Origin of the sequence: Thioalkalivibrio sp. XN8 (genome assembly GCF_011058255.1) — a bacterium.
Classification (GTDB): Bacteria; Pseudomonadota; Gammaproteobacteria; order Steroidobacterales; family XN24; genus XN24.
Genome location: NZ_JAALFH010000067.1, coordinates 532343 through 557754 on the forward strand (window position 1 = coordinate 532343; position 25412 = coordinate 557754).

The following is a 25412-nucleotide window of genomic DNA, read 5'->3' on the forward strand; positions in this document are numbered from 1 at the left end:
TATGATGGCGCAATCGTATCATCTTCGGCGTCGATCCCATGCAAGTTCATCCCCTTACCGCGGTCTCGCCCGTCGACGGACGCTACACCGGGAAGGCAGCCCCGCTGCGCCCCGTTTTCAGCGAATTCGGGCTGATCCGCTACCGCGTCGCGGTGGAAGCCCGCTGGCTCATGGCGCTGTCGCAGGAGCGGGGGATCGTGGAGCTCGAACCGGTCGGGGGCGAGGCCGGCAAGCTGCTCGAATCGCTTGCCAGCGGCCTCAGCCTGGAGCAGGCGGTCGAGGTCAAGACGATCGAAGGCACGACCAACCACGACGTCAAGGCGGTCGAGTACTTCCTGAAGAAGCAGCTGGCCCCGGTGGATCATGACGGGCGCCTGCGCGAGTTCGTCCATTTCGCCTGCACTTCCGAGGACATCAACAATCTCGCTTACGCCCTGATGCTGCGCGATGCGCGGGACCGGGTGCTGGGGCCCGAGTTCCGCCGCCTGGTATTCCGCCTCGGTGAGCTGGCGGATCGCTACGCGGACCTGCCGATGCTTTCGCGCACCCATGGCCAGGCCGCCTCGCCGACGACCCTCGGCAAGGAAATCGCCAATCTCGCCTGGCGCCTGCGGCGCCAGAAGGAAGGTTTCCTGGCGGTGGAGATCCTGGGCAAGATCAATGGCGCGGTCGGCAACTACAACGCGCACCTGGCGGCCTATCCCGACGTGGACTGGCCGGCGGTGGCGCGCGATTTCATCGCCTCCCTGGGCCTCGGGTTCAATCCCTATACGACCCAGATCGAGCCCCACGACTGGATTGCCGAGTACTGCCACGCCCTGCTCCGCTGCAACACCGTGCTGCTCGACCTCTGCCGGGACGTCTGGGGCTACGTCTCACTGGGCTACTTCCGGCAGCGCGCCGTGGACGGCGAAATCGGCTCGTCCACCATGCCGCACAAGGTCAATCCCATCGACTTCGAGAACGCGGAAGGCAACCTCGGCATCGCCAATGCGCTGCTGGAACATTTCGCCGCCAAGCTGCCGGTGTCCCGCTGGCAGCGCGACCTCACCGACTCCACGGTGCTGCGCAACATCGGCGTCGCGCTGGCGCATACGCTGATCGCCTGCGCCTCGGTGCTGAAAGGCCTGGAGCGCATCGAGGCCGATCCCGAACGGCTCGCCGCCGACCTCGACCAGAACTGGGAGGTGCTGGGCGAGGCGATCCAGACGGTGATGCGCCGCCACGGCCTCGAGAACCCCTACGAACAGCTCAAGGCCCTCACCCGGGGCCAGCGCATCGATGTGGCCCGGCTGCAGGAATTCATCCAGGGCCTCGAGATACCGCTGGACGCCAAGCAGCAGCTGCTGTCCCTGACCCCCGGCACCTACACCGGACTGGCCGCCCGGCTCGCCCGGGAGCTGTAGCAGCCCATGCGCGCTCCCCTGGCTGACAAGGCCGGGCTCCGGGTCCGCCTGGCCGACTGGGAGGCCGACGAGGCCGGCCTGCGCAACGTGCGCACGCGGGTCTTCGTGGAGGAGCAGCGCGTCAGCGAAGCGGAAGAATGGGACGGGCTCGATCCCGCTTGCCTGCACGCGGTGGGGGAGACGGATGCGGACGGCATCGTCGCCACGGGCCGGCTGCATCCCTCCGGCAAGATCGGCCGCATGGCCGTGCTGCCCGCCTGGCGGGGGCGGGGCGTGGGCGGGATGATCCTGCAGGGCCTGCTCGCGGCAGCCCGGAGCCGGGGCCTGGAATCGGTCTACCTGCATGGCCAGGTGCCGGTCCTCGGCTTCTACGCCCGCTTCGGCTTCGTGGCCGAGGGCGAGGAGTTCGATGAAGCCGGCATCCCGCACCGCCTGATGCGCCTGTCGCTGGCGGCGGTGCCGGCGGCAGCCGACGCAGCAGCGACGGGCACCCGGCGCCTGGTGACCGGCAAGGCCGAGCTGGCCCTCGCGGTCGCCGACGTCGCCGCGCTCGCCGGCCGCTCGCTGGCCATCTTCACCCCGGACCTCGAGCACGGGGTCTACGACACGGCCGGCTTCCTCGAGGCCGTGAAGCGGCTGGTCCTGTCGCGCAGCCATGCGCGCATCCGGGTCCTGGTCAGCGAGCCCGGGCGCGTGCAGCACTCGGTCAACCGCTTCCTCTACGTCGGCCGCCGCCTGTCGACCTTCATCGAGTTCCGGGAGCTGCCCCGGCAGTTCCAGGGGCGCGGGGACGCTTTCATGATCGCCGACCGCTCCGCCGTGGTGTACCGCGCCCGTGCTGACCGCTGGCAGGGCATCGCGGACATCCGTGAGCCCCGCATGGCGCAGCACTACCTCGCCGAGTTCGACGAGATGTGGCAGCGGAGCGAGAGCGCCGGCCGGCTGAGGGACCTGGGAATCTGAGCCATCCCCGCGGTCGCGAGGCGGTCGTACAATAGCGGGTCATGAACAGGCAGCGCATCATCGTGGGGCTCTCCGGGGGGGTCGATTCCTCCGTCGCCGCGCTGCGCCTGCTCGAGGCCGGCCACGCGGTCGAAGGTCTGTTCATGCAGAACTGGGCCGAAGACGAGGAAGGCTACTGCCAGGCGGCGGAAGACTTCCAGGACGCGCGCGCCGTCTGCGAACTGCTCGGCATCCCGCTGCACCGCGTCGATTTCTCGCGCGAGTACCGCGAGCGCGTGTTCGCGGCATTCCTCGACGGCTACCGGCAGGGCGTGACCCCCAATCCGGACGTCCTGTGCAATCGTGAGATCAAGTTCGGCAGCTTCCTGGCCCACGCGCGGCGCCTCGGCGCCGGGCTCATCGCGACCGGCCATTACGCCCGCACCGACGGCAGCGGGCGGCTGCTCAGGGCGGCCGACGCGGGCAAAGACCAGACCTATTTCCTCCACGCCGTGGACCGCGATGCGCTGCGTGCGACCCGTTTCCCCCTCGGCGACCTGCGCAAGCGCGAGGTGCGGGCCATTGCCAAGGCCGGCGGCCTGCCCAACCACGACCGCAAGGACAGCACCGGCATCTGCTTCATCGGCGAGCGCCCCTTCGCCGAGTTCCTCGGCCGCCACCTGCCGGATTGCCCGGGCGACATCGAGGACCCCGAGGGCCGGCTGCTGGGACGCCATGCGGGCCTGAGCCGCTACACGCTGGGGCAGCGCCAGGGGCTGCAGATCGGCGGCGTGGCCGGGCGCCCGGATGCGCCGTGGTACGTGGCGGGCAAGGACCCGCAGCGCAATGTCCTGGTGGCCGTCCAGGGTCACGACCACCCCGCCCTGCTCGAGCGACGGCTGCTCGCCGCCCACCCCCACTGGATCGCCGGCACGCCCCCCGGGCTGCCGCTGGACTGCACCGCCCGCACGCGGCACCGCCAGCCCGACCAGCCCTGCCGGGTAGCGCCGGCGCCAGGCGGCGGGCTGGCGGTGGTGTTCGACCGGCCGCAGCGGGCGCTGACGCCGGGCCAGTTCATCGTGTTCTACGCCGGTGCAGTCTGCCTGGGCGGGGCTACCATCGCCGCGGTCGGCGACGCGGCGGACACGGCGAACCCACCGGTAGCGGTCGCCGGCGGCACCTCGCTCTCGGCCTGAGGCCTATCCGCTATAATCTCTGGTTATCTTCGCCCCGCGCAGCAGCGCGGGTGCGGCTCGCCCTCGACTCTCCGCGGAGGAATCATGAAGGACACGGTGGACGCGCGCTCGGCGCTCAAGGTCAACGACAAGGAATACGGCATCTGGTCGCTCGACAGCCTCGGCAAGGACCGGGTCGCCCGCCTGCCCTATTCGCTGCGGATCCTGCTGGAAAACCTGTTGCGGCACGAGGACGGGATCAACGTCACCCGGCAGGACATCGAGGCGCTGCTGGACTGGGACCCGAAGGCCGAACCCGTGACCGAGATCGCGTTCACGCCCGCCCGCGTGATCCTGCAGGATTTCACCGGCGTGCCGGCGGTGGTGGACCTGGCCGCCATGCGCGACGCGGTGGTCAAGCTGGGCGGCCGCGCCGAGGCCATCAATCCCCTGTCGCCTGCCGAGCTGGTGATCGATCACTCCGTGCAGGTCGATTCCTTCGGCAAGCCCGACTCGCTCGAACGCAACAACGAGATCGAGTTCGGCCGCAACCAGGAACGCTACAGCTTCCTGCGCTGGGGCCAGAATGCCTTCGACAACTTCAAGGTGGTGCCTCCCAATACGGGCATCGTGCACCAGGTGAACCTGGAATACCTGGCCCGCGTGGTGTTCGACACCGAGAAGGACGGCAAGCTCGTCGCCTACCCGGACACGCTGGTCGGCACCGACTCCCACACGACCATGATCAACGGCCTCGGCGTGCTGGGCTGGGGCGTGGGCGGCATCGAGGCCGAAGCCGCGATGCTCGGCCAGCCCGTCACCATGCTGATCCCCCAGGTCATCGGCTTCCGGCTCACGGGCAGCCTGCCCGAGGGCGCGACCGCCACCGACCTGGTGCTCACGGTCACCGAGATGCTGCGCCGGAAGGGCGTGGTCGGGAAGTTCGTCGAGTTCTTCGGCGACGGGCTGTCCAACCTCCCGCTGGCGGACCGCGCCACGCTGGGCAACATGTCGCCGGAGTTCGGCAGCACCTGCGCCATCTTCCCGATCGACGCCGAGACGATCCGCTATCTCGAGCTGTCCGGGCGCAGTGCGGAGCGCATCGCGCTGGTCAAGGCCTATGCGCAGGCCCAGGGCCTCTGGCGCGAGGACGGGCAGCGCGAGGCCGAGTACACCGATGTGCTCGAACTCGACCTGGCCGAGGTCAAGCCGAGCATCGCCGGCCCGAAGCGCCCGCAGGACCGCATCCTGCTGGCCGACGCCAAGGCGGCGTTCCTCAGGCAGTTGCAGCCCATCGAGGCGGCCCGCGCGAACAGCAAGGGCGTCGCCGAGTCACGGTTTGTGAGTGAGGGCGGCGACGGCTCGGTCGGCAACCCGGCCTCGGCGCCGGCGCCGGGCCTGGCGCGAGTGACGCGGGGCGACGAGGCGTTCGTGGTGCGCGACGGTGCCGTGCTGATCGCCGCCATCACGAGCTGCACCAACACCTCGAATCCCGCCGTGATGCTGGCCGCCGGGCTGCTCGCCCGCAACGCCGCGGCGAAGGGCCTCAAGGTCAAGCCCTGGGTGAAGACCAGCCTCGCGCCCGGCTCGCGCGTGGTCACGGAATACCTGAAGAAAGCGCAGCTGCTGGACGACCTCGAGACGCTGGGGTTCAACGTGGTGGGCTACGGCTGCACCACCTGCATCGGTAACTCCGGCCCGCTGCCGGAAGACATCGCCGACGCCGTCACCCGGCACGATATCGTCGGCACCTCAGTGCTGTCGGGCAACCGCAACTTCGAGGGCCGCATCCACCCGCTGGTCCGCATGAACTACCTCGCCTCGCCGCCGCTGGTCGTAGCCTACGCCCTGGCGGGCAACCTCGACGTCGACCTGCTCAAGGAGCCGCTCGGCGAGGGTCCGGACGGTCCGGTGTTCCTGAAGGACATCTGGCCGTCCGCGCACGAGGTGCACGACACCATCCTGTCGAGCCTCGACTCCACGATGTTCCAGGGCAGCTACGGCGAAGTCTTCGAGGGCGACGCCAACTGGCAGGGGCTGTCGGTGCCGGAAGGCGAAATCTACGACTGGCCGGAAGCCTCGACCTACGTCCGCAACCCGCCCTATTTCGAGGGCATGAGCATGACCCCTGAAGCGGTCAAGCCGATCGAGGGCGCCCGCGTGCTTGCCGTGCTGGGCGACTCCGTCACCACCGACCATATCTCGCCGGCCGGCAGCATCGCCTCCAACAGCCCCGCCGCGAAGTACCTGGTGAGCAAGGGCGTCGATCCGGACAACTTCAATTCCTACGGCTCCCGCCGCGGCAACCACGAGGTCATGATGCGCGGCACCTTCGCCAACATCCGGCTGCGCAACAAGCTCGCCGGCGGCGTCGAAGGCGGCTGGACACGCTACCTGCCGACGGGCGAGATCATGGCGATCTACGACGCGGCCATGCGCTACCAGCAGGACGGCACGCCGCTGGTCATCCTGGCGGGCAAGGAATACGGCTCGGGCTCGTCGCGCGACTGGGCTGCCAAGGGCACCAAGCTGCTGGGCGTGCGCGCCGTGATCGCCGAGAGCTACGAGCGCATTCATCGCTCCAACCTGATCGGCATGGGCGTGCTGCCGCTGCAGTTCAAGGAGGGCGACAGCGCCGCATCGCTCGGCCTGGACGGCACCGAGACCTTCACCATCGAAGGCCTCGGCGACGGCAGCGCCAGCGAGGTGAAGGTGACGGCGGAGCGCGAGGGCGCCGCACCGGTGGTCTTCACCGCCCGCGTGCGGATCGACACGCCCAAGGAGCGGGACTACTACCAGAACGGCGGCATCCTGCACTACGTGCTGCGCCAGCTCGCGTCAGCCGACCAGGCGGCCTGAGCAGAGGACGCCCATGGCGTCCGCAATCTTCCCGGCCGGCCTGCTGGATGCTCTCCGGCAGGCCGGCCGCGTCGTTTTCCTGACCGGCTCAGGCGTTTCCGCCGAGAGCGGCGTGCCCACCTTTCGCGATGCCCTGACCGGCCTGTGGGCGCGTTTCCGCCCGGAGGAACTGGCCACTCCGGAGGCGTTCCAACGCGACCCGCAGCTGGTGTGGGACTGGTACCGGGAACGCCGCCGCCAGGTCGCCGCGGTCCTGCCGAACCCGGCGCACTATGCCATCGCTGCCCTCGAAGCGCGGCTGCCGGAAACCCTGCTGGTGACCCAGAACGTCGACGGGCTGCACCGGCGCGCGGGCAGCGCCGATGCCGTCGAGTTCCACGGCAACCTGTTCAGCAACCGCTGCCGGGCTTGCGACCACGTGGCGCCGCAACCCGACCCGGAACTGGCGGCGCCCCCGCCCTGCCCGCTGTGCGGCGCCCTGATGGGACCGGGGGTGGTGTGGTTCGGCGAAGCCATCCCCGCCCTCGCGCTGGAGCGGGCGTGGCGCGCCGCCGGCGAGGCGGACATAATCCTGGCCATCGGCACCTCCGGCCTCGTCACGCCGGCCGCGGCACTGCCTGACGTGGCGCGCCAGGGCGGCGCGCTGGTGGTGGAAGTCAACCTGCACCCGACGCCGCTGAGTGCGCAGGCGGATTTCGTCATGACCGGCCCGGCTGCCCTCACCCTCCCCGCACTGGCCGCGGCCCTGTGATACAAAGCACTTCAAATAACGACCCTATCCTCATGTTTAAGTTATTCAAATAGTGTCTGAACAGCCTCCACATCGAGGCGGCTCGAACCTGCGCAAGGCCCTCGGTCCAGGGCTGTTGATGGCGGCCGCAGCGGTGGGTGTCTCCCACCTGGTGCAGTCGACGCGCGCGGGCGCCGAGTACGGCCTGCTGCTGCTGCCGGTGGTGCTGCTGGCCTGCCTGCTCAAGTACCCCTTCCTCGAGTTCGGCCCGCGCTACGCCGCGGCCACGGGCGAAAGCCTCTTGGTGGGATACCGGCGGCTCGGCAAATGGGCGCTGTGGCTGTTCGGCCTGGTGACGGTCGGCACCATGTTCATTGTGCTGGCGGTGGTCACGCTGGTGACCGCGGGCCTCGCGGGACTGCTGCTCGGCATCGATGCCCCGCCCCTGTACCTCGCTGCCGGCGTGCTCGCCCTCTGTATCGGCCTGCTCGCAGTCGGGAACTACCGTGGGCTCGACCTGGCAATGAAGCTGCTCATGGCGCTGCTGGCGATCTCGACCCTGTCCGCGCTCGCCCTCGCCCTCGGCAAGACCCCCGACTGGACCGGCCTCAGCGGCCTCGACCGCCTGCCCGCCCTGGGCAGCGCGACCGGAATCGCCTTTTTGCTGGCCCTGGTCGGCTGGATGCCGATCCCGGTCGAGGCCGCCGCCTGGAACTCGCTGTGGACGCGCGAGCGGGCCGCCCAGACGGGGCACGAGCCGAGCCTGGCCGAGGCGCTGCTGGACTTTCGCCTCGGCTACCTGGGCGCCGTGGTGCTGGCTGCCGCGTTCCTCATGCTCGGCGCCCTGCTCATGCATGCCAGCGGGCTCCAGTTCGCTGACTCCGCCGTCGGGTTCTCCGGCCAGTTGGTCGAGCTCTATGCCCGGAACCTCGGGGACTGGAGCCGGCCCCTGATCACCATTGCCGCGCTGAGCACGATGTTCAGCACCACCCTGGCCGTCGCCGACGCCTATCCGCGCGTGCTCGCCGCCATCGCCGGCGCCGCTGCCGCCGGGGCCGGTGCCGCGGAGGCGCGGCCGCCGCGGCGCGGGCCCTACCTCGCCGCCGTCGGGGTAGTGAGCGGCGGCGCCCTGCTGGTGCTCATGTTCGCGGGCGAAGGGTTCACCCGCCTCATCGACTTCGCCACCACCCTGTCCTTTGTCGCGGCGCCGCTGATCGCCTGGATCACCCTGCGGGCGGTCACGGCCCCGCACGTGCCCCGGCACGCGAGGCCCGGGCCGGCGCTGCTGGCCCTGGCATGGCTTGGCCTGGGCTCCGGCGCCTTGTTCTCGCTCGCCTGGATCGGGTGGCGGCTGGCAGGGTGAGCGATGACCTGCGACACGCCGGCCGTTCCGGGCCCCTTGCCTAGAGCGGCGCCAGGTCCCAGGCGAAAGCGAACACCATCAGCGACAACGCGGCCAGTCCGGTCAGGGTGACGCCGGCGAGGGTCCCGCTGCGCACCTCCCGCCCGCCGGAACGCGCGCGCCACACTTGGACGATACCGGCCAGGCCGAACAGCCCTGCAAGCACGCTCAACCAGGACGCCATGGCCGCGAACGGGGCGAGCCCCGTCAGCAGGGCGTACTGAGAAACCTCGCTGGCCTGGTAGCCGGCAAACCCCATCAGTCCGGCGAAGCCGAGCCCGCTGAGTGCCGCGAACCAGGCCAGCCATTGGACCCCGGCAGCCGGCACCGCCGAAACCCCGGTTGTGCGCCGGTCGACAGCGCGGGTGAGCCAGGCTAGCGGGAAAGCGACCAAGGCGATCATGAGCACCAGCAGCGAGACCCCCGCCCAGGCGCCGGGGCCCGCCAGGGTCTTTGGATCGTCGGCCGCCATGATCCCGGCGCGGCGGATCGCACTGGTCTGGAACAGGTCGAGATAGACCGGCCGCGCCACGCCTTCTTCCAGGCAGGCGGCGTCGAGCACGGCCGGGTCGGGGTCATCGAAAAACGCCGTCAATACGCCGGCCGCGCACTCGCTCATCGAGCGGGTCGGGCCGTGCCCCGCGTAGGGCACCTCGATATAGCGGCCGTTGGCAAAGCCCGGCAGGATGGCGCGCGCCAGCGCGGGCGGGGTCACCGGGTCCCAGCCGCCATTCACGATCAGGGCGGGAACATCCGTCTCCACCGGGGCGTAAGCCTCCCGATGGCGCGGGCCCAAGCCCTCTTCCTCGCACACGCGCGCCTGGTGGGCGGCCCCTTCCGGCGTGAAAATCACCCCCCGGAAGCGCGGGTTTTCCTCGAGGTCGCTGGCCGCCACCTCGGCTGCGGAGGCATAGAAACCGTCATTGCACCGGATCGCGTTGGCCATGCCCAGTGCAATCGGGATCCCGGCCGACCCGCCCGCGCCGCCGGAAGCCAGCAGCTCGAAGACGGTCATGTCGCGCGTCTCGATGGCGTTGATGAGCGTATTCATGACCGCGGGCACGGCCGGATGTGCGTCCTGCTCGTACATCATGGAAAACGGGGCGAAAGCGAGGATCTCGCCACCGAAGCGGACCTTTCCCGCGGGAAACAGCTCGACCTGGTCTGTCGCCACGATCACCGGGTCGGCCTTGGCCCGCTCCAGCGCCGCGTCGACGCGCGCAACCAGGTTTTCACAGACCGACGCGTCCTCGCAGGTGGAATGAATGTTCTCGAGCACCAGGTTACCCCAGCGGCCGATCCGCATGAGATCACCTATATCGATCGGCACAATGGCATCGAGGACGATGGCACGCACGCCGTCGGGGTCTTCGCGCAGCAGCATCTGGCCCAGGATCGAGCCGTAGGAGATGCCCCAGACGTTCCACTGCTCCAGGCCGAGCGCCTCGCGCAGGGCCCGCACGTCGCGGGCATTCTCGATCGTGTTGTAGCCCGACAGGTCGATGCCGGCCGCCGCCGCGGCCTGGAAACAGGCCCGCATCCGCTCGCCCGCCGCGACCTCGGTCTCGTAGAGGCTTTCGGTCCACAGCGCCGCCCGGTTGGTGTCGTTGAAATGGGGACAGAAATCCCCGCTTGCGCCGATGCCGCGTTGCTCGAGGATGTAGAGGTCGCGGTGCCTGACCACCTCGTGCTCGCGCAGGCGCTCAACGTACGGCGCCACCACGACGCCGGGACCGCCGGTGAGATAAATGATCGGGTCGTCGCGAACCTCCGGCTCCGCGCCCGCCTCGGTATTCTCGTCTCCGGTCGCGGCGATCCGCACGAAGTGCAGCCGGATCAGGCGGCTGCCGGGATCGGCGCGATTCTCCGGCACGGTGATGAACCCGCATTCGATCTCGCCGGGCTCGTAGTCGATCTCGCCCCGAAAGGGACAGACCAGGTCGACCGGGCCGGGCAGGTCGTGCCAGGCCAGCGGTTCGGCACTGTCCGGGGCGAAAGCGGCAGAACCGGCCAGTGCCGCGACGGCGGCGATAACGGTACCAGACATAAAAACCTCCCTCCCCCGACTCCGCCAGGCGACGGTCTGCACTCCAAGGCGTTCATGGTTGGCCGCTGCTCAGGCGGCGCTGAAGCCGAAACCCGCTAGTGAATGCCCGCCATCAGGGCCTGGAAGCGAGTGTCCTCGCGCAGCGAATCGAGGTCCGGATCAGTCTCCAGCCAGGCCTTGTCGCCCCAGCCGTTGTCGACCGCCCGCTCCAGCAGCTCCATGGCGCGGTCGGTGTCGCCCTTCATGGCGTAGAAACACGCCACGTTGTACAACACTACCGGCTCCTCCTGGTCGCGGCCCAGGGCCCGCTCGGCGAGCTCCTGCGCCTTGGCGAATTCGCCGACGTTGGCGAACTGGTTCGCGCCCACATAGAGGGCGCGGGTGTCGTGAGGGTTCATGTCGAGGTGCCGCTGGATCTGCTCCAGCGAAGCGAGGCGGGCCTTCATCTCGTCGTGCTTGCGCCCCAGCGAGGCGTAGCTCTGGGCAATGAAGATCGGCGCCTGGTAGTCGGCCGGATTGACCTCCATCGCCTTCTTGTACATCTCGATCGCCTTCTCGAACTCCCCCTTGGAAGACCAGGCGAGACCGAAGTAATAGTACGGCTCCCAGAGGTTGGGATTCAGCTCGATGGCCCGGCTGAACTCGCGCTCGGCGGCCGCGTAGTCGTCACTGATGAACATCGCCAGGCCGTGCGAGGCGCGAGCTTCGGCAGAATCCGGATCCAGCTCGACCGCTTTCTCGCTCGCTTCCACCGCCTTGCGCACGTTCTCTTGCGTCGCTTCGGCGTAGCGGTACAGGTGCGAGTAGGCATCGCCGATGCCCGCATAGGCCAGCGCGTACTTGTCGTCGATCACGATGGCCTGCTCGAACATCCGGATCGCGCACTCGTAGTCCCGGCGCGTCATGGTGTACATGTAGCTGCGCCCGCGCAGGTAATAGTCGTAGGCCTTGGCGTCCGACGTGGACACGACCTGGATGGCGCGGCGCTCCTTGGGCGTCAGCGTCATCTGCAGCGCGTCGACGATACTCTTGGCGATGTCGTCCTCGATCTGGAACACGTCCTTGAGTTCGCGGTCGTAGGTCTCGGACCAGAGATGCGAGTCGGTTTCCGCATCGATCAGCTGGGCCGTGATCCGCACCCGCTCCCCGGCGCGCCGGACGCTTCCTTCCAGCACTGCGGCGACGCCGAGCTTCTCAGCCACTTCGGGTATGCCGACCGACTTGCCCTTGAAGATGAACGAGGACGTGCGCGAAGCCACGCGCAGCTGGGGCAGCTTCACCAGCAGGTTCAGGATCTCCTCCGCGATGCCGTCGCTGAAGTACTCGTTCTCGGCATCGCCGCTCATGTTGACGAAGGGCAGCACCGCAATGGACTTGCGGGAGTCTGCAGGCTTGGCCGCGGGCTGCGGGACCGGCTCGGGCGCCGAGGCTGCCGCCGGCACAGGCGGTTCGGGATTCTTCCCGGGGGCCAGCGGCGGGGTGCGGCGCACGCCCTCGGGTCCCAGGTCGAAGGCCCAGGCCAGGGACACGGCCAGCAGGAAGCCCAGGATCACCAGGGCCGTGACGAGCGTCACCGACCAGTCGGGGACGTTCAGGTTGGGCAGCACGGTGGAAGCGACCTCGATCACGATCCAGCCGCCGATCGCGTACAGCACTACGACCCGGATAACGCGTCGCCGTTTCAGCTCCGCGAACAACCCGCCGGCACCGGCTCTTTCCGCCTCGTCACCCATCGCTCACGCCCCCCCGCGCAGCATTCCGGGCATCATACAGAGTTTGGCCGCCGACGGGGCTAGCCCGGGTCGTGGTTGACCCACGCGGGCACGCTGCGCCAGGCGCCGCGCAGCGCCTTCTCGGCCTGTTCGAAGTCCGGCGCCAGGCGTTCGACCAGGCCCCAGAAGGCGGGCGAATGATCGAGGTGGCGCGTGTGCGCAAGCTCGTGCAGCAGGACCTGGCGCACCAGCGCCGGCTCGAGAAAGAGGAGCGCGCAATTCAGGCTGATGTCGTGGCGCGCAGTGCAGCTGCCCCAGCGCGAGCGCTGGCGCCGGATGGTCACCGCGCGATACGCCAGGCCGGTCTCCCGACTCAACTCGGCCAGCCAGGGCGACAGCACTGCGCGACCGCGTCGCTGCAGCCAGCGGCGCAGCTGCTGCACCCGCCAGTGCGGGTCGGCCGGGCCCGCCAGCTGGAGCTCACCGCCGGCGACGCCCGGCACGACGCGCAGGCGCCTGTTACCGGGCCGATACTCAACCTGCCATTGTTCCCCGACGGCGCCGAGCAGGATCTGCCGCGGCGGCTCGACCCCGCAGCCCTCCGCCGCCACGCCGAACTCCCGCCGCGCGCGCCCGATCCAGTCCTGGTGATCGGCCACGAAACGGCGGATGGTTCGTTCCGCCGCGCGTTCCGGGGCCACGACCTCGACCACGCCGTGGGGGAAGACCCGCAGCGAGAGCCGCCGCGCCCGGCGGCTGCGCCGCACGACGTAGTCATCCGGCGTGCCGAACAGGCCCAGCTGGCCGCTGTCCGGCGCCGCGCTCACAGGGCCGCCGCCAGGCGCGTGGCCTGGTCGATGGCCCGCTTGGCGTCGAGCTCCGCGGCCTCGAGCGCGCCGCCGACCAGGTCGGCCGCGACGCCCTGCGACGCCAGCTCGTGCGCCAGCGCATCGAGCGGCTCCTGGCCGGCGCACACCACGACGTGATCGACCTCCAGCAGGCGTTCCTCGTCCTTGATCCGGACCCGCAGGCCGGCGGGCTCGACGCCGAGGTATTCCACGCCCGGGATCATGTGGACGCCGCGGCGCTGCAACCCGAGGCGATGCGCCCAGCCGGTGGTCTTGCCCAGCCCCCGGCCCGGCTTGCCCTGCTTGCGCTGGAGCAGCCAGATTTCGCGCCCGGTGTCCGCCGGCCGCGGGTCGACGCCCTCGACCCCGCCGCGCACCGACCACTCCGGGTCGATGCCCCATTCCTGGTTGTACTCGGCGACCGGCGCCGCCCCGTGATGCGGGTGTGACAGGAAGGTGGCGACGTCGAACCCGATGCCGCCGGCGCCGATGATGGCGACGCGCCGGCCAACCTCCCGCCGGCCCAGCAGCACGTCGATGTAGGACAACACCTGCGGCCCGTCGATGCCGGGGATGGCAGGCGTACGCGGCAGCACGCCGGTGGCCACGATGACCCGGTCGAAACCGCCCTGCGCCAGCTCGCCGGCCGTCACGGCGCGCCCCAGCCGCAGCTCGACGCCCGTGACTTCCAGCCGGCGGCGAAAATAGCGCAGCGTCTCGGCGAACTCCTCCTTGCCGGGAATTCGCCGCGCCAGCTGGAACTGGCCGCCGATCTCCGCGCCCGCCTCGAACAGGGTCACCCGGTGGCCGCGCTCGGCCGCCGTGGTCGCTGCGGCCAGCCCGGCCGGCCCAGCGCCCACCACCGCGACCCGCAGCCGGCGCTCGGCCGGGCGGACCACCAGCTCCGTCTCGTGGCAGGCCCGCGGGTTCACCAGGCAACTGGAGCGCTTGCCCGCGAAAGTGTGGTCGAGGCAGGCCTGGTTGCAGGCGATACAGGTATTGATCTCGTCGCTCCGGCCCTCGGCCGCCTTGCGGACCCATTCCGCGTCCGCCAGGAAGGGGCGCGCCAGGCTGACCATGTCGGCCTCGCCACGCGCCAGGATGTCCTCCGCCACTCCGGGCATGTTGATGCGGTTGGTCGCCACCACCGGCACGTCAAGCGCCTCGCGCAGGCGCCCCGTCACCCAGGCGAAGGCCGCCCGCGGGACCAGCGTCGCGATGGTGGGGATGCGCGCCTCGTGCCAGCCGATGCCGGTATTGATGATCGTGGCCCCCGCCGCCTGTACCGCCCGGCCCAGCGCGATCACCTCGTCCCAGGTGCTGCCTCCCTCCACCAGGTCCAGCGCGGAGAGCCGGTAGATGATGATGAAGTCCGGCCCCACCGCCTCCCGCACGCGCCGCACGATCTCCACCGGGAAGCGGCTGCGCCGCTCGAAGTCGCCGCCCCAGGCGTCGTCGCGCCGGTTGGTGCGCGCCGCGATGAACTCATTGATCAGGTAACCCTCGGAACCCATGATCTCCACGCCGTCGTAGCCGGCCTCGCGCGCCAGCGCAGCGCAGCGCGCGAAGGCCCGGATCTGCGACTCGACCCCGCGCGCGCTGAGGCCGCGCGGCTTGAAAGGCGTGATGGGCGACTTCAGCGGCGAGGGCGCGACCGACAGCGGATGGTAGGCGTAGCGTCCCGCATGCAGGATCTGCATGCACACGCGGCCGCCGGCCTCGTGCACGGCATTGGTGACCAGCCGGTGGCGCGGCACCTCGCGCCGGGCGGAGAGCTTGCCGGCGAACGGCGCCACCCAGCCGGCGATGTTCGGCGCAATCCCGCCGGTCACGATGAGCCCCGCCCCGCCGGCGGCGCGCTCCGCGAGGTAGGCGGCGAGCTTCGGGTAGCTGGCGGCGCGGTCCTCCAGCCCGGTATGCATCGAGCCCATCAGGACCCGGTTGGGCAGGGTGGTGAAACCCAGGTCGAGGGGCGCGAGCAAGTGGGGGTAAGCGGTCATGCGAACGGCACCGGTGGGAAAACCGGACCGACTATACCGCTCGCGCCGCGGCCGGCCAACGCGACCCGGACCCGCCCCCAAGAGCGCCTCCGGCTGTTGTACCATTTGCGCGTCGACGGAGCCCCCGATGAGCCGCATTTCCATCACCGACTACGCCTTCCTGCTGACGGAGACCGCCGACAGCCCTCACCACGTGGGCTCGCTGCAGATCTTCCGCCCCCCCGAGGGCTATGCCGGCGACTTCGTCGGTGACCTGATCGCCGCGCTGGGCCGGCACCGGGTGGGCAAGCCGTTCAACCAGCGGCTCAAGGTATCGCTGACCGGCATGCCGGAATGGGTGCCCGACCGCAACTTCGACCTGCGCTTCCATGTCCGCCGCTCCGCCCTGCCCGCGCCGGGCAGCCGCCGGCAGCTGGCCGATCTCGCCTCCCGCCTGCACGCTTTCATGCTGGACCGCGAGCATCCGCTGTGGGAATTGCACTTCGTCGAAGGGCTGGATGACGGTTGCTTCGCCATCTACACCAAGATCCACCACGCCTATTGCGACGGCGCCACGCTGGTGCGGCTGGCGAATGCCGCCCTGACCGAAGACCCCGACGACCAGGAAGTGCGCGCCTTCTGGCATACGGCCAGCGGCGCGGCGCGCGAGCATCCCCATCGGGACATCCGTGCAGCGCTCGTCGGCATCGGCGGCAACCTGAGATCCATCCTGACCATGGGCCGGGAATTGTCGGGGCTGGCCGGCAAGATGGCCCTCGACCGGCTGGGACTCGGCCGCTCCGCGCTCGACGTGCCGTTCACCGCGCCGCGCACGGCCCTCAACGGCCACATCACGCGGGCGCGGCGCATCGCCGGCGGCAGCATTGAGATCGAGCGCCTCAAGGCGGTGGCGCGCTCCACCGGCACCACCCTGAACGACGTCGTCGTGACCCTGTGCGACATCGCCCTGCGCCGCTACCTGGCCCGCCATGCCGAATTGCCGCGCAGCCCGCTGGTGGCCCAGCTGCCGGTCAACCTGCGGCGGCCCGGCGAGAACTCGTCGACCAACATCCTCGGCATCATCCCGGTGCGGCTCGCCGGCGTCACCCGCAATCCCCTCAAGCGCCTGCGGGAGATCCATCGCTCGACCGCGGACATGAAGGACGCCCTGCTGGAGCTGTCGCGGGAAACCGTCATGGCCTACACGCTGCTGATCCAGGGCGCGGCCATCGCGGTCGACATCCTGCACGTCTCGGCGATGGTGCCACCGGCCGGCAATATCCTGATCTCCAACCTCCCCGGCTCCCCGGTGAAGCTCTACCTCAAGGGCGCCCGGCTGGAAGAGGTGTTCCCGATCTCGACCATCCCGCCGGACATGGTGCTGAACATCACCGTCTACAGCTATGCCGGCCGCCTGTTCTTCGGCATGATCGCCGGCTACGAGGCCATGCCCCACCTGCCCGAAGTCCGCGGTTACCTGTACGAAGCCATGGAGTCACTGGAAGAGGAAGTCCGGGCCGTGCTCGAGGCCGCGCCGGTGAAAAAGAAGGCCCCGGCACGCAAGCGCCGCGCCAGGAAGCCTGCGACCGAGCAATGAACCTGGTCGACATCGGGGTCAATCTCGCCCACGACAGCTTCGACGCCGACCGGGACGCGGTCATCGCCCGTGCCCGCGCCGCCGGTGTCGGCCGGATGATCGTCACCGGGAGCACGCTCGCCTCCAGCGCCGCCGCGGTCGAACTCGCGGCCGGCGTCGACGGGCTCTACGCCACCGTCGGCGTGCACCCGCACCACGCGGCGGAGGTGGACGCGAGCCACCTGCCGCAGTTGCGCGAACTGCTGGCACAGGCGCAGGCCGTCGCCGTGGGCGAGTGCGGCCTGGACTTCTTTCGCGACTTCTCGCCGCGCGACCGCCAGGAAGAGGCCTTTCGACTGCAGCTGGGACTCGCCATCGAGACCGGCCTGCCCGTGTTCCTGCACCAGCGCGACGCCCACGATCGTTTCCTGGGCATTCTCGACGAGTGCCCGCACCTGCCGCCCGGCGTCGCCCACTGTTTCACCGGCGGGCGCGAGGAACTCGCGGCTTATCTCGAGCGCGGGCTCTACGTCGGGATCACCGGCTGGATCTGCGACGAGCGCCGGGGCGACGCGCTGCGCGCGGCTGCCCGCTACCTGCCCCTGGACCGGGTCCTGATCGAGACCGATGCGCCCTACCTGTTGCCGCGGGATCTGGACCCCAGGCCGCGCTCGCGCCGCAACGAACCGATGCACCTGCCGCACGTCCTGCTGGTACTTGCGCGCCTCATGGGCGTCGCGCCGGAGCGCCTCGCCGAGGCCAGCAGCCGCAATGCCGAGCGCCTCTTCGGTCTCTAGTACAATCGGCGGCAGATTCGCCTCATGCCACGGAGCCAGAACATGGATAACGCCAAGGCCCTCAAGTTCAGCCAGCAGATCTGGGACGAGAGCATCATCCCGACGTTGTGCGACTACGTGCGGATTCCCGCCAAGTCACCCGGTTTCGATCCCGAGTGGGCCAAGCACGGGTACATGGACGAGGCCGCCGAATTGCTGGCCGAGTGGTGCCGGCAGCAGCCGATCGAGGGCATGAAGGTCGAGATCGTGCGCCTGCAGGGCCGCACGCCGCTGCTGTTCATCGAGGTCGAGGGCCGGAACGACGACACCGTGCTGCTCTATGGCCATCTCGACAAGCAGCCCGAGTTCGACGGCTGGAGCAACGGGCTGAGCCCGTGGGAGCCGGTGATTCGTGACGGCAAGCTGTACGGACGGGGCGGCGCCGACGACGGCTATGCCGTCTTCGGTTCACTGGCCGCCATCCGGGCGTTGCAGGAACAGGGCGTGCCGCATGCCCGCTGCGTGGTGCTCATCGAAGGCTGCGAAGAAAGCGGCAGTTTCGACCTGCCCCACTATATCGAGCACCTGGAAGAGCGCATCGGCACCCCGACCCTCGTGGTCTGCCTCGACGCCGAATGCGGCAACTACCAGCAGCTCTGGACCACCACTTCGCTGCGCGGCAACCTGACCGGCACGCTGAAGGCCGCGGTGCTGACGGAGGGCGTGCACTCCGGCGGCGCCAGCGGCATCGTGCCCTCCAGCTTTCGCGTGCTGCGGCTGCTACTCGATCGCCTGGAGGACCCCGAGACCGGCGAAAGCCGCATTCCTGAATTGCAGGGCGAGGTCCCGGAAGCCCGGCTGGTCCAGGCCAGGGCCGCGGCCGAAGTGCTGGGCGAGGGCGTGCACCGGCGCTTCCCGTGGGCCGGCGGCACCCGTCCGGTGACCACCGACCCGGTCGAGCTGCTGCTCAACAACACCTGGCGGCCCACCCTGTCGGTGACCGGCGGGGCCGGCATGCCGACGCCGGGCGCGGCCGGCAATACGCTGCGGCCCTGGACCGCGCTGAAGCTGTCCTTCCGGCTGCCGCCGACTACGGACCCGGTGCAGGCCGCGGCGGTGGTGAAGAAAGTTCTCGAGACCGATCCGCCACTCGGAGCCGAAGTCGAGTTCGAGGTCGAGTCCTCGATGGGCGGGTGGAACGCACCGCCCGTCGCGCCCTGGCTCGAGGCCTCGATGCAGGCGGCTTCAGAGGCGTTTTTCGGCAAGCCCGCCCTGTACATGGGTACCGGCGGCAGCATCCCGTTCATGGGCATGCTCGGCGAGAAGTTTCCCGGCGTGCAGTTCCTCGTCACCGGAGTGCTGGGACCGAACTCGAATGCGCACGGGCCGAACGAGTTCCTGCACCTGGAGACCGGGAAGCGCCTGACGGCCTGCGTGGCCCGCGTGCTGGCCGATCACTATCGCCGCGCGGAGCTGGCCGACGCCGCCTGAGCGGCGCGAGTCAGGCCAGCGGCCGCGCCTGGGCCGAGACTGCGGCCCAGGCCTCGCCGAGTTCGGGCGGGACCTTGGCGCCCGGCGGCCGGGCAAACTCTGCCGCCAGCGCCTCGGGCGTCATGACGCCCGGCGGCCCGGCGCCTGATATTTCTACCGGCCCCAGCAGCAGCACGCGCCCGCTGACCGGCACCCGCGGCGCGAGGGCGTGGACGGCGTGACGCCGGGCGCGCAGACCCGGCAGCGGGTTGCGGATGCGGTCGCGCCGCCTGCCGTCCAGCAGCGTCCAGTAATCCAGTTGCTCGCCCCAGAACAGGGTGCCGGCACCGCGGCGCACTTCCAGCACCAGGATGCCCTTCGGCGTGAGCAGCGCGAGGTCGAGATGAATTTCGCCGTCGACGTCGTCCGGCACCACCACGTCGACCAGCCGCGCCCAGGCGATCTTGCCCAACAGCCGGTCCAGCGTGTCACGCCGCCGGTACCACCATCCCGCCACGGCCGCGGTCGCCAGCGTCACCAGCACCACCGGCAACAGCCAGTAGGCATTGGCCTCCAGCCAGCTCATGAGGCCGCCGCCGCGCGCGCGGCCCGGCGGAGGCGTTCCCGCGTCCGCAGGCTGTCCGCGCTGAACACCGCCAGCGCCGTCCAGATCAGGCCGAAGGTCACCGCCCAGGCGAAGGTGAACGGTTCGTCGTAGACCAGGGCCGCGAGCAGGAAGGTCAGGGTGGGACCCAGGTACTGGAAGAAACCGACCGTCACCAGGGGCAGGCGGCGGGCGGCCTCCGCGAACCACAGCAGCGGCAGCAGCGTGACCGGCCCGGCGAGCACCAGCAGCAGGCTCGTGCCCGGGTCGGAACCGAAGGCGCCCTGCCCGTCCCGGTGGAACCAGCCCAGCGCCAGCAGCGCCAGCGGCGCCACCAGCAGCGTCTCGACGAACAGGGCCGCCAGGCCGGGCAGGCCCAGGCGCTTGCGGATCAGGCCGTAGAAACCGAAGCTGAAGGCCAGCGTCAGCGAGACCCAGGGCAGGCTGCCGACTTCCAGCGCCAGGCTGGTGGTCCCGGCCACCGCCAGGAACACCGCCACCATGCGCGGCCGGTTCAGCTTCTCGCCCAGGAACAGCATCCCCAGCAGCACGTTCACCAGCGGATTGATGTAATAGCCGAGGCTGGTGGACATGACCTGCTCGTTAGCGATCGCCCAGATGTAGACCAGCCAGTTGGTGCTCACCAGCGCCGCCGTGAGCGCCAGCGCGGCGAGCGTACGCCGGTCGGCCAGGCTGCTGCGCACTGCGCCCCAGCTGCGCGCCAGCGTCACGAAAGCGGCGCCGAAGATCACGCTCCACACGACCCGGTGAGCCAGGATCTCGGCCGGCGGCACGTGCGGCAACAGCTTGTAGTAGATCGGCGTCAGGCCCCAGAAGCCGAAGGCGGCGACCGCGTAGATCGAGCCGACCCGGGTTGCGTCCGCCATGACGCTCAGCCCCGCTGCAGGACGCGGGCGCCCGGTGCGTCCGGGGTGGAAATCCAGTGCTCGCAGGGAATCCCGGCCCGGGCGAAGCTGCCGGTGATGGCCGCCGCCACTGCCTCCGCCTGCGGCCACCTCGTCCATGCAAACACCGCGGGACCGCTGCCCGAAAGGGAGCCGCCGAGCGCGCCGGCCTCCCGCGCGGCGTCAAGCGCCGCGGCGGCGCCCGGCACCAGGCAGGCGCGCTGCGGCCAGATGATCTCGTCGCGCAGGCAGCGGCCGATCTGCACCAGGTCGCCCCGGCTGCAGCCCGCCACGAACCCGGCCAGCCAGGCCGACTGCCGCACCCAGGCGGCCCGCGGCACCGTCTCGGCCAGGATCTGGCGCGCATCCCGGGTGTGCACCTCGAGTTCCGGATGGCACAGCACACAGGCCAGCCCGGCGGGTACCGGCAGGCGCGTGCAGTGCCATGGCGGTCCCGGCTCGCTCAGCACCAGCCCGCCGAACATGGACGCCGCGGCATTGTCCGGATGGGCCTCCCCGCTGGCCGCGGTCTCCCCTTCCAGCGCGTAGCCGAGCAGGCGTTGCCGGTCCAGCCCGAGCTCCCACAAGGCATCGGCCGCCACTACCGCGGCCACCGCCGAGGCAGCGGACCCGCCCATCCCGGATCCCAGCGGGATGCCCTTGTGGAGTTCGATCTCCAGCCCGCCGGCCAGATCGAAGTCGCGCGCCATCCGCAGCAGCGGGCGGGACGCCGCATTCGCCTCGACGTCGTGAGGCAACTCGGTGATCACGCCGCTGATGGCCGCGAAAGTGATGCCGTTCCCGGCTCGCCGCCGCAGCGTCACCGTGTCGCCCACGCCCTCGATGGCGTGGCCGAGCACGTCGAAGCCCACGCCGACATTGCCGACGGAAGCAGGGGCAAAAGCGGTTACGGTCGACATCAGGCAGCGTCCCGGGACCGGCGGCCAAGCCGCAATTTAGCAGCTTCCGCATACGCTGGAAAAAAAGACCCCGCCACGAAGGGCGGGATCGAAACGCCGCAGCCTGTTGCTTCTTGCTCTGTGCCGCCGGCGAATACCATCAAAGTTACTCCCCGCGATTGCCGAAAGCAATGTGCGCCGGGGCACGCATTTGTCATCCCGCTTGGCTAAGATGAGGGGATCAGCACGGAGCCCCCCATGAGCCAGACCGCAACAGCAGCCCTCGACCAGCCCGCCGGCGCCGACCTCAGCGATCCCGGTTGTTATCTCAACCGCGAACTGACCTGGCTCGCCTTCAACCGGCGGGTCCTGCGCGAGGCGGAAGACGACCGCACACCGCTCCTCGAGCGCATCAAGTTCCTCGCCATTGTCAGCTCCAATCTCGACGAGTTCTTCATGAAACGCATCGGCGGGCTGAAGCAGCAGCTCGGGGCCGGGGTGCAGGAACGTTCCGTGGACGGCCGCACGCCGGAGCAGCAGCTGCGCGAGTGCCAGGCGGAAGTGATGGCGATCAAGGAGCGCAAGGACCGGCTGTTCCCCGAGCTGGTGAGCCTGCTGCGCGACGCCGGCATCCGGCTGAGCCGCTATGCCGAGCTGGAGCCCGCCGACCAGGCGAACCTGCGGGACTGGTACCTGGAAAACATCTATCCGCTGCTGACGCCGATCGGCATGGACCCGGCGCATCCCTTCCCCTTCATTTCCAACCTCTCGCTGAACCTGCTCGTCAGCATCAACCGGGCGGCCGGCGAGCGCGGGCCGCGGATGGTGCGGATCAAGGTGCCGGTCGGCGAAGGCATTTCCCGCTTCGTGCGGGTCGGGGACAGCAGCAATTACGTGCCGCTGGAGGACGTGATCGCGCACAACCTCGACCGCTTGCTGCCGGAACTCGAGATCGAGCGCTGGGACCTCTTCCGGGTGACCCGCAACGCCATCGTCGAGCGCTACGAGGAACAGGCCAACGACCTGCTCCAGATCATCGAGGCGGAGCTGCGGGACCGCAAGTTCGCGCCGACGGTCCGGCTCGAGGTCAGCGCGGAGATGCCGCCGGTCCACCGCGGCATGCTGGCCGCCGAGCTGGGCCTCGACGAGGACATGGACGTGTTCAACGTCGACGGCCTGATGCAGCGGCGCGACCTGATGGAGTTCCTCGGGCTCGACCGGCCCGAGCTCAAGGACCCCGTCCACCACCCCATCGAGCACCCGAAGCTGGTGGACGCGCCGAACATCTTCCATCTCATCCGCGGCAACGGCCCGCTGCTGCTGCAGCATCCCTACGAATCCTTCAGCACCTCGGTGGAGCGCTTCCTGCGCGAGGCCAGTCGCGACCCGAAAGTACTGGCGATCAAGATGACGCTGTACCGGACCGCCCGCAAGTCCAAGATCATCGAGTACCTCATCGATGCCGCCGAGAACGGCAAGCAGGTGGCCGTGGCGGTCGAGCTCAAGGCGCGCTTCGACGAGGAAGCCAACGTGCGCTGGGCCAACTCGCTGGAAGAAGCCGGCATCCACGTGTCCTACGGGGTGCTGGGGCTCAAGACCCACGCCAAGGTGATCTTCGTGCTGCGCCGGGACTACGACGGGCTGCGGCGCTACGCCCACCTCGGCACCGGCAATTATCATTCCGGCACCGCCCGGCTATACAGCGACCTGGGCCTGCTGACCTGCGACCCGGTGCTCGGCAGCGACCTGACCGAGCTGTTCAACTTCCTCACCACCGGCTACGTCGCGAACCGGCGCTATGACAAGCTGCTCCCCGCGCCCACTCACCTGAAGCGCGCGCTGCTGGCCAAGATCGAGCGCGAGGTCGAGCTGCAGCGCAACGGCGGCGAGGGCCATATCCAGTTCAAGACCAATGCGCTGGAGGACGCCGACGTGGTGCGGGCCCTGTATCGCGCGTCGCAGGCCGGGGTGAAGGTCGACCTGGTGGTGCGCGACTCCTGCCGCCTGCGCCCGGGCGTGCCCGGCTTGTCGGAGAACGTGCGGGTGATCAGCATCGTCGGGCGCTTCCTCGAGCACACGCGGATCTATTACTTCCGCAACGGCGGCGCGGAGGAGTACTTCATCGGCTCCGCCGACTGCATGAAGCGCAACCTCGAGGACCGGGTAGAGACCGTGGTCCCGGTCGACGACCCGGACTGCCAGCGCGCTCTGCGCGAAGTGCTGGACGTGCAGCTCAACGACCGGCGCAGCGCCTGGGACATGCAGCCGGACGGCAGCTACGTGCAACGCACGCCCGGGGACGGCGACGACCCGCGCGGCGCCCAGGAGCAGCTGATCGCCCTGGCCCAGAAGCGGGCGCGCGCCACCGGCCGCAAGAAGCTGCAGGGGCGCGGCAAGCGACGCGCGCGCGGCTGAGGCTAGGGCCAGCGCTCGCGGCCGCCCAGCTTCCGGTAGCGCCGGGCAGCCGCCGCACTGACCGCGTCGACGGCTGCCGGGCAGAGCCGGTCCAGCCACCACAGCAGCCGGATCTCCCAGGGGAACACCACCCGGGCGCGATCGCGGGCGACCCCGCGCAGGATCGTCCGCACGGACGGCTCGAGCTCGAGAAACCGGAACGGCACCGCCGCCTCGACGCGGGCCCGGTCCACGCCGGTCATCACCGCGTTGTCCAGGATGCGCGTGCGCACGAAGCCGGGGCAGACGGCCGTAACACCGATGCCGAGATCCCGCCCCTCGGCGCGCAGCGCCCGCGACAGGCCCACCACGCCGTGCTTGGTGGCCGTGTAGGCGGCGTACAGTGGCCCTGGCAGCAGGCCGAAGGCCGAGGCCGTGTTGACCACCTGGCCGCCGCCGGCGTCCGCCATGCGCTGCCAGGCGGCGTGACAGCCATGGATCACGCCCATCAGGTTGATCTCCACCACGCGCCGCCAGGTGGCGAGGTCGACGTCCCGGGCATCGCCGGCCGCGCCGATCCCGGCATTGTTGAACAGCAGGTCGACGCGTCCGTGTGCCGCCCAGGCCGCGGCGAAGCGGTCCTCGAACGCAGCCGCGTCGCAGACGTCCAGCTCGACCGCCGACGCGGTGCCGCCGGCGGCCGCGATCGCCCTGGCGGCGGTCGCGCTCGCCGCGCCGTCGATGTCCGCCAGCACCACGCGGGCGCCCGAGGCCGCCAGCATCTGCGCCATGCCCAGGCCCAGCCCCGAGCCGGCCCCGGTGACGAACGCCGTCTTGCCCGCGAAGCCACCGATCCCCTCGCTCACTGCACTTTCCCCGGATAGCCCGACACCCAGCGCATCATGGTGCGCTTGGCCCCGCCGGGCAACGGCTCGGTCAGCGCCCGCAGCAGGCGATAACGCCAGCCGACGTGCCAGCAGAGGCGACGGCCGTGGGCGGCGCGCCAGATCACCTCGGCCACCTGCCCGGGCTCGAGCTGGACGCCCAGGCGATCCATGGCGCCGCTGCGCCCGCCGGCGATCATCGGCGTGCGCACGAATGCCGGCATGAGGTAGGCGACGCGAATGCCATGGCGCCGCCACTCGATGTCGAGCGCCTCGCTCAGCCCGCGCACGAACATCTTGGTGGCGGAATAGGTCGCGTAATCCGGCGAGCCGTAGGCGGCCGAGGCCGAGGCGACGTTGACGACTCCGCCGCGGGCCCGGGCCAGCAGCGGGAAGGCCGCCAACAGCGTCTCCACCGCACCGCGGGCGTTCACGTCGATGAGCTGGCGGTGGGCCGCCGCCGGCATTTCCTCGAACGGACCGATGTGCAGCACGCCCGCGTTGTTGACCAGCAGGTCCAGGCTGCCGTCGGGGCCGCACAGCGCAGCCAGCGCCCGCGCAATCGACTCGGGCTCGGTCACGTCGCAGGGACAGGCCACCGCGGCACTCGCGCCGAGCTGCCCGGCCAGGGCGGCGACTCCCGCCTCGTCCCGGTCGGCCAGCCCGACGCGCCAGCCCCGCGCGGCAAACAGCTCGGCAGTCGCCCGCCCGATGCCCGACGCCGCCCCGGTAATGAACACCTTCTGTTGCATCTCGACTCCCCTGGTGACCGCGCCAGCTTAAAGCGGCCCGCAGGACAGGGAT

General features: G+C 70.1%; 19 protein-coding genes. 10 read left to right on the top strand and 9 right to left on the bottom strand.

Annotated elements, in window-relative coordinates; all coding sequences use genetic code 11:
- Positions 1–38: 38 nt before the first annotated feature.
- The 6 genes from purB (at position 39) to G6N75_RS14660 (ending at position 8475) form a co-directional block, all read left to right on the top strand.
- Positions 39–1406: an adenylosuccinate lyase gene (gene purB / locus G6N75_RS14635; RefSeq protein WP_165349086.1), complete on the top strand. Its 1368-nt coding sequence runs from the start codon at positions 39–41 to the stop codon at positions 1404–1406.
- A 6-nt stretch (positions 1407–1412) separates the two neighbouring features.
- The gene (locus tag G6N75_RS14640) at positions 1413–2369 is read left to right on the top strand and encodes a GNAT family N-acetyltransferase (RefSeq protein WP_165349087.1); all 957 of its coding nucleotides are present in this window, start codon (positions 1413–1415) and stop codon (positions 2367–2369) included.
- Positions 2370–2410: 41 nt separating this feature from the next.
- Positions 2411–3544, top strand: coding sequence for a tRNA 2-thiouridine(34) synthase MnmA (gene mnmA, locus G6N75_RS14645; protein ID WP_165349088.1), 1134 nt, complete (start codon positions 2411–2413; stop codon positions 3542–3544).
- 84 nt (positions 3545–3628) lie between these two features.
- Positions 3629–6382: an aconitate hydratase AcnA gene (acnA, locus tag G6N75_RS14650; RefSeq protein WP_165349089.1), complete on the top strand. Its 2754-nt coding sequence runs from the start codon at positions 3629–3631 to the stop codon at positions 6380–6382.
- Between the two features lie 13 nt (positions 6383–6395).
- On the top strand, positions 6396–7133 hold the full coding sequence (locus tag G6N75_RS14655) for an NAD-dependent deacylase (protein ID WP_165349090.1): 738 nt from the start codon (positions 6396–6398) through the stop codon (positions 7131–7133).
- 52 nt (positions 7134–7185) lie between these two features.
- Positions 7186–8475: an Nramp family divalent metal transporter gene (locus G6N75_RS14660; protein WP_346765542.1), complete on the top strand. Its 1290-nt coding sequence runs from the start codon at positions 7186–7188 to the stop codon at positions 8473–8475.
- A 40-nt stretch (positions 8476–8515) separates the two neighbouring features.
- Here G6N75_RS14660 and G6N75_RS14665 read toward each other — a convergent pair whose 3' ends face one another.
- From G6N75_RS14665 to G6N75_RS14680, 4 genes are all read right to left on the bottom strand, one after another.
- Positions 8516–10561 carry an alpha/beta fold hydrolase gene (locus G6N75_RS14665; RefSeq protein ID WP_165349092.1) on the bottom strand — a complete coding sequence of 682 codons (2046 nt, stop codon included), beginning with the start codon at positions 10559–10561 and terminating at the stop codon, positions 8516–8518.
- A 95-nt stretch (positions 10562–10656) separates the two neighbouring features.
- The gene (locus G6N75_RS14670) at positions 10657–12294 is read right to left on the bottom strand and encodes a tetratricopeptide repeat protein (protein WP_165349093.1); all 1638 of its coding nucleotides are present in this window, start codon (positions 12292–12294) and stop codon (positions 10657–10659) included.
- 59 nt (positions 12295–12353) lie between these two features.
- Positions 12354–13100 carry a SprT family zinc-dependent metalloprotease gene (locus G6N75_RS14675; RefSeq protein ID WP_165349094.1) on the bottom strand — a complete coding sequence of 249 codons (747 nt, stop codon included), beginning with the start codon at positions 13098–13100 and terminating at the stop codon, positions 12354–12356.
- Positions 13097–15121 (bottom strand): NADPH-dependent 2,4-dienoyl-CoA reductase, encoded by a 2025-nt coding sequence (locus G6N75_RS14680; protein ID WP_165349095.1) that lies wholly within the window; start codon positions 15119–15121, stop codon positions 13097–13099. The genes G6N75_RS14675 and G6N75_RS14680 overlap by 4 nt, the downstream gene beginning before the upstream one ends.
- 127 nt (positions 15122–15248) lie before the next feature.
- On the opposite strand from G6N75_RS14680, the gene G6N75_RS14685 reads away from it, so the two are divergent.
- From G6N75_RS14685 to G6N75_RS14695, 3 genes are read left to right on the top strand one after another with little or no spacing between them, the layout of a single operon-like run.
- Positions 15249–16697 (top strand): wax ester/triacylglycerol synthase family O-acyltransferase, encoded by a 1449-nt coding sequence (locus tag G6N75_RS14685; RefSeq protein ID WP_165349096.1) that lies wholly within the window; start codon positions 15249–15251, stop codon positions 16695–16697.
- Entirely contained in the window at positions 16694–17473 is a 780-nt protein-coding gene (locus tag G6N75_RS14690; protein ID WP_165349097.1) for a TatD family hydrolase, read from the top strand. Before G6N75_RS14685 ends, G6N75_RS14690 begins: the two co-directional genes overlap by 4 nt.
- Before the next feature lie 42 nt (positions 17474–17515).
- A complete protein-coding gene (locus tag G6N75_RS14695; protein ID WP_165349098.1) occupies positions 17516–18943 on the top strand; it encodes a M20 family metallopeptidase in 1428 nt (475 codons plus the stop codon).
- A gap of 10 nt (positions 18944–18953) precedes the next feature.
- Here G6N75_RS14695 and G6N75_RS14700 read toward each other — a convergent pair whose 3' ends face one another.
- The 3 genes from G6N75_RS14700 to G6N75_RS14710 are packed head-to-tail and all read right to left on the bottom strand — an operon-like array spanning position 18954 to position 21351.
- A complete protein-coding gene (locus tag G6N75_RS14700) occupies positions 18954–19508 on the bottom strand; it encodes a nuclease-related domain-containing protein (protein ID WP_165349099.1) in 555 nt (184 codons plus the stop codon).
- Entirely contained in the window at positions 19505–20413 is a 909-nt protein-coding gene (gene rarD / locus G6N75_RS14705) for an EamA family transporter RarD (RefSeq protein WP_165349100.1), read from the bottom strand. The genes G6N75_RS14700 and rarD overlap by 4 nt, the downstream gene beginning before the upstream one ends.
- A 5-nt stretch (positions 20414–20418) precedes the next feature.
- On the bottom strand, positions 20419–21351 hold the full coding sequence (locus G6N75_RS14710; protein WP_165349101.1) for a homoserine kinase: 933 nt from the start codon (positions 21349–21351) through the stop codon (positions 20419–20421).
- Positions 21352–21588: 237 nt separating this feature from the next.
- Between G6N75_RS14710 and ppk1 the strand changes: the two genes are divergently transcribed.
- Positions 21589–23745 (top strand): polyphosphate kinase 1, encoded by a 2157-nt coding sequence (gene ppk1 / locus G6N75_RS14715; RefSeq protein WP_165349102.1) that lies wholly within the window; start codon positions 21589–21591, stop codon positions 23743–23745.
- A 2-nt stretch (positions 23746–23747) separates the two neighbouring features.
- Here the strand turns inward: ppk1 and G6N75_RS14720 are convergent, their stop codons facing one another.
- Both G6N75_RS14720 and G6N75_RS14725 read right to left on the bottom strand, forming a co-directional pair.
- Complete coding sequence (locus G6N75_RS14720) at positions 23748–24590, bottom strand: SDR family oxidoreductase (protein WP_165349103.1); 843 nt, start codon at positions 24588–24590, stop codon at positions 23748–23750.
- The gene (locus G6N75_RS14725) at positions 24587–25360 is read right to left on the bottom strand and encodes an SDR family oxidoreductase (RefSeq protein WP_165349104.1); all 774 of its coding nucleotides are present in this window, start codon (positions 25358–25360) and stop codon (positions 24587–24589) included. The genes G6N75_RS14720 and G6N75_RS14725 overlap by 4 nt, the downstream gene beginning before the upstream one ends.
- Between the last annotated feature and the right edge of the window lie 52 nt (positions 25361–25412).

What these genes read in the sequence shown, in the direction of transcription:
- purB (WP_165349086.1), top strand. Translation starts at nt 39, where the DNA reads ATGCAAGTTCATCCCCTTACCGCGGTCTCGCCCGTCGACGGACGCTAC.
- G6N75_RS14640 (WP_165349087.1), top strand. Translation starts at nt 1,413, where the DNA reads ATGCGCGCTCCCCTGGCTGACAAGGCCGGGCTCCGGGTCCGCCTGGCC.
- mnmA (WP_165349088.1), top strand. Translation starts at nt 2,411, where the DNA reads ATGAACAGGCAGCGCATCATCGTGGGGCTCTCCGGGGGGGTCGATTCC.
- acnA (WP_165349089.1), top strand. Translation starts at nt 3,629, where the DNA reads ATGAAGGACACGGTGGACGCGCGCTCGGCGCTCAAGGTCAACGACAAG.
- G6N75_RS14655 (WP_165349090.1), top strand. Translation starts at nt 6,396, where the DNA reads ATGGCGTCCGCAATCTTCCCGGCCGGCCTGCTGGATGCTCTCCGGCAG.
- G6N75_RS14665 (WP_165349092.1), bottom strand. Translation starts at nt 10,561, where the DNA reads ATGTCTGGTACCGTTATCGCCGCCGTCGCGGCACTGGCCGGTTCTGCC.
- G6N75_RS14670 (WP_165349093.1), bottom strand. Translation starts at nt 12,294, where the DNA reads ATGGGTGACGAGGCGGAAAGAGCCGGTGCCGGCGGGTTGTTCGCGGAG.
- G6N75_RS14680 (WP_165349095.1), bottom strand. Translation starts at nt 15,121, where the DNA reads ATGACCGCTTACCCCCACTTGCTCGCGCCCCTCGACCTGGGTTTCACC.
- G6N75_RS14685 (WP_165349096.1), top strand. Translation starts at nt 15,249, where the DNA reads ATGAGCCGCATTTCCATCACCGACTACGCCTTCCTGCTGACGGAGACC.
- G6N75_RS14690 (WP_165349097.1), top strand. Translation starts at nt 16,694, where the DNA reads ATGAACCTGGTCGACATCGGGGTCAATCTCGCCCACGACAGCTTCGAC.
- G6N75_RS14695 (WP_165349098.1), top strand. Translation starts at nt 17,516, where the DNA reads ATGGATAACGCCAAGGCCCTCAAGTTCAGCCAGCAGATCTGGGACGAG.
- G6N75_RS14700 (WP_165349099.1), bottom strand. Translation starts at nt 19,508, where the DNA reads ATGAGCTGGCTGGAGGCCAATGCCTACTGGCTGTTGCCGGTGGTGCTG.
- rarD (WP_165349100.1), bottom strand. Translation starts at nt 20,413, where the DNA reads ATGGCGGACGCAACCCGGGTCGGCTCGATCTACGCGGTCGCCGCCTTC.
- G6N75_RS14710 (WP_165349101.1), bottom strand. Translation starts at nt 21,351, where the DNA reads ATGTCGACCGTAACCGCTTTTGCCCCTGCTTCCGTCGGCAATGTCGGC.
- ppk1 (WP_165349102.1), top strand. Translation starts at nt 21,589, where the DNA reads ATGAGCCAGACCGCAACAGCAGCCCTCGACCAGCCCGCCGGCGCCGAC.
- G6N75_RS14725 (WP_165349104.1), bottom strand. Translation starts at nt 25,360, where the DNA reads ATGCAACAGAAGGTGTTCATTACCGGGGCGGCGTCGGGCATCGGGCGG.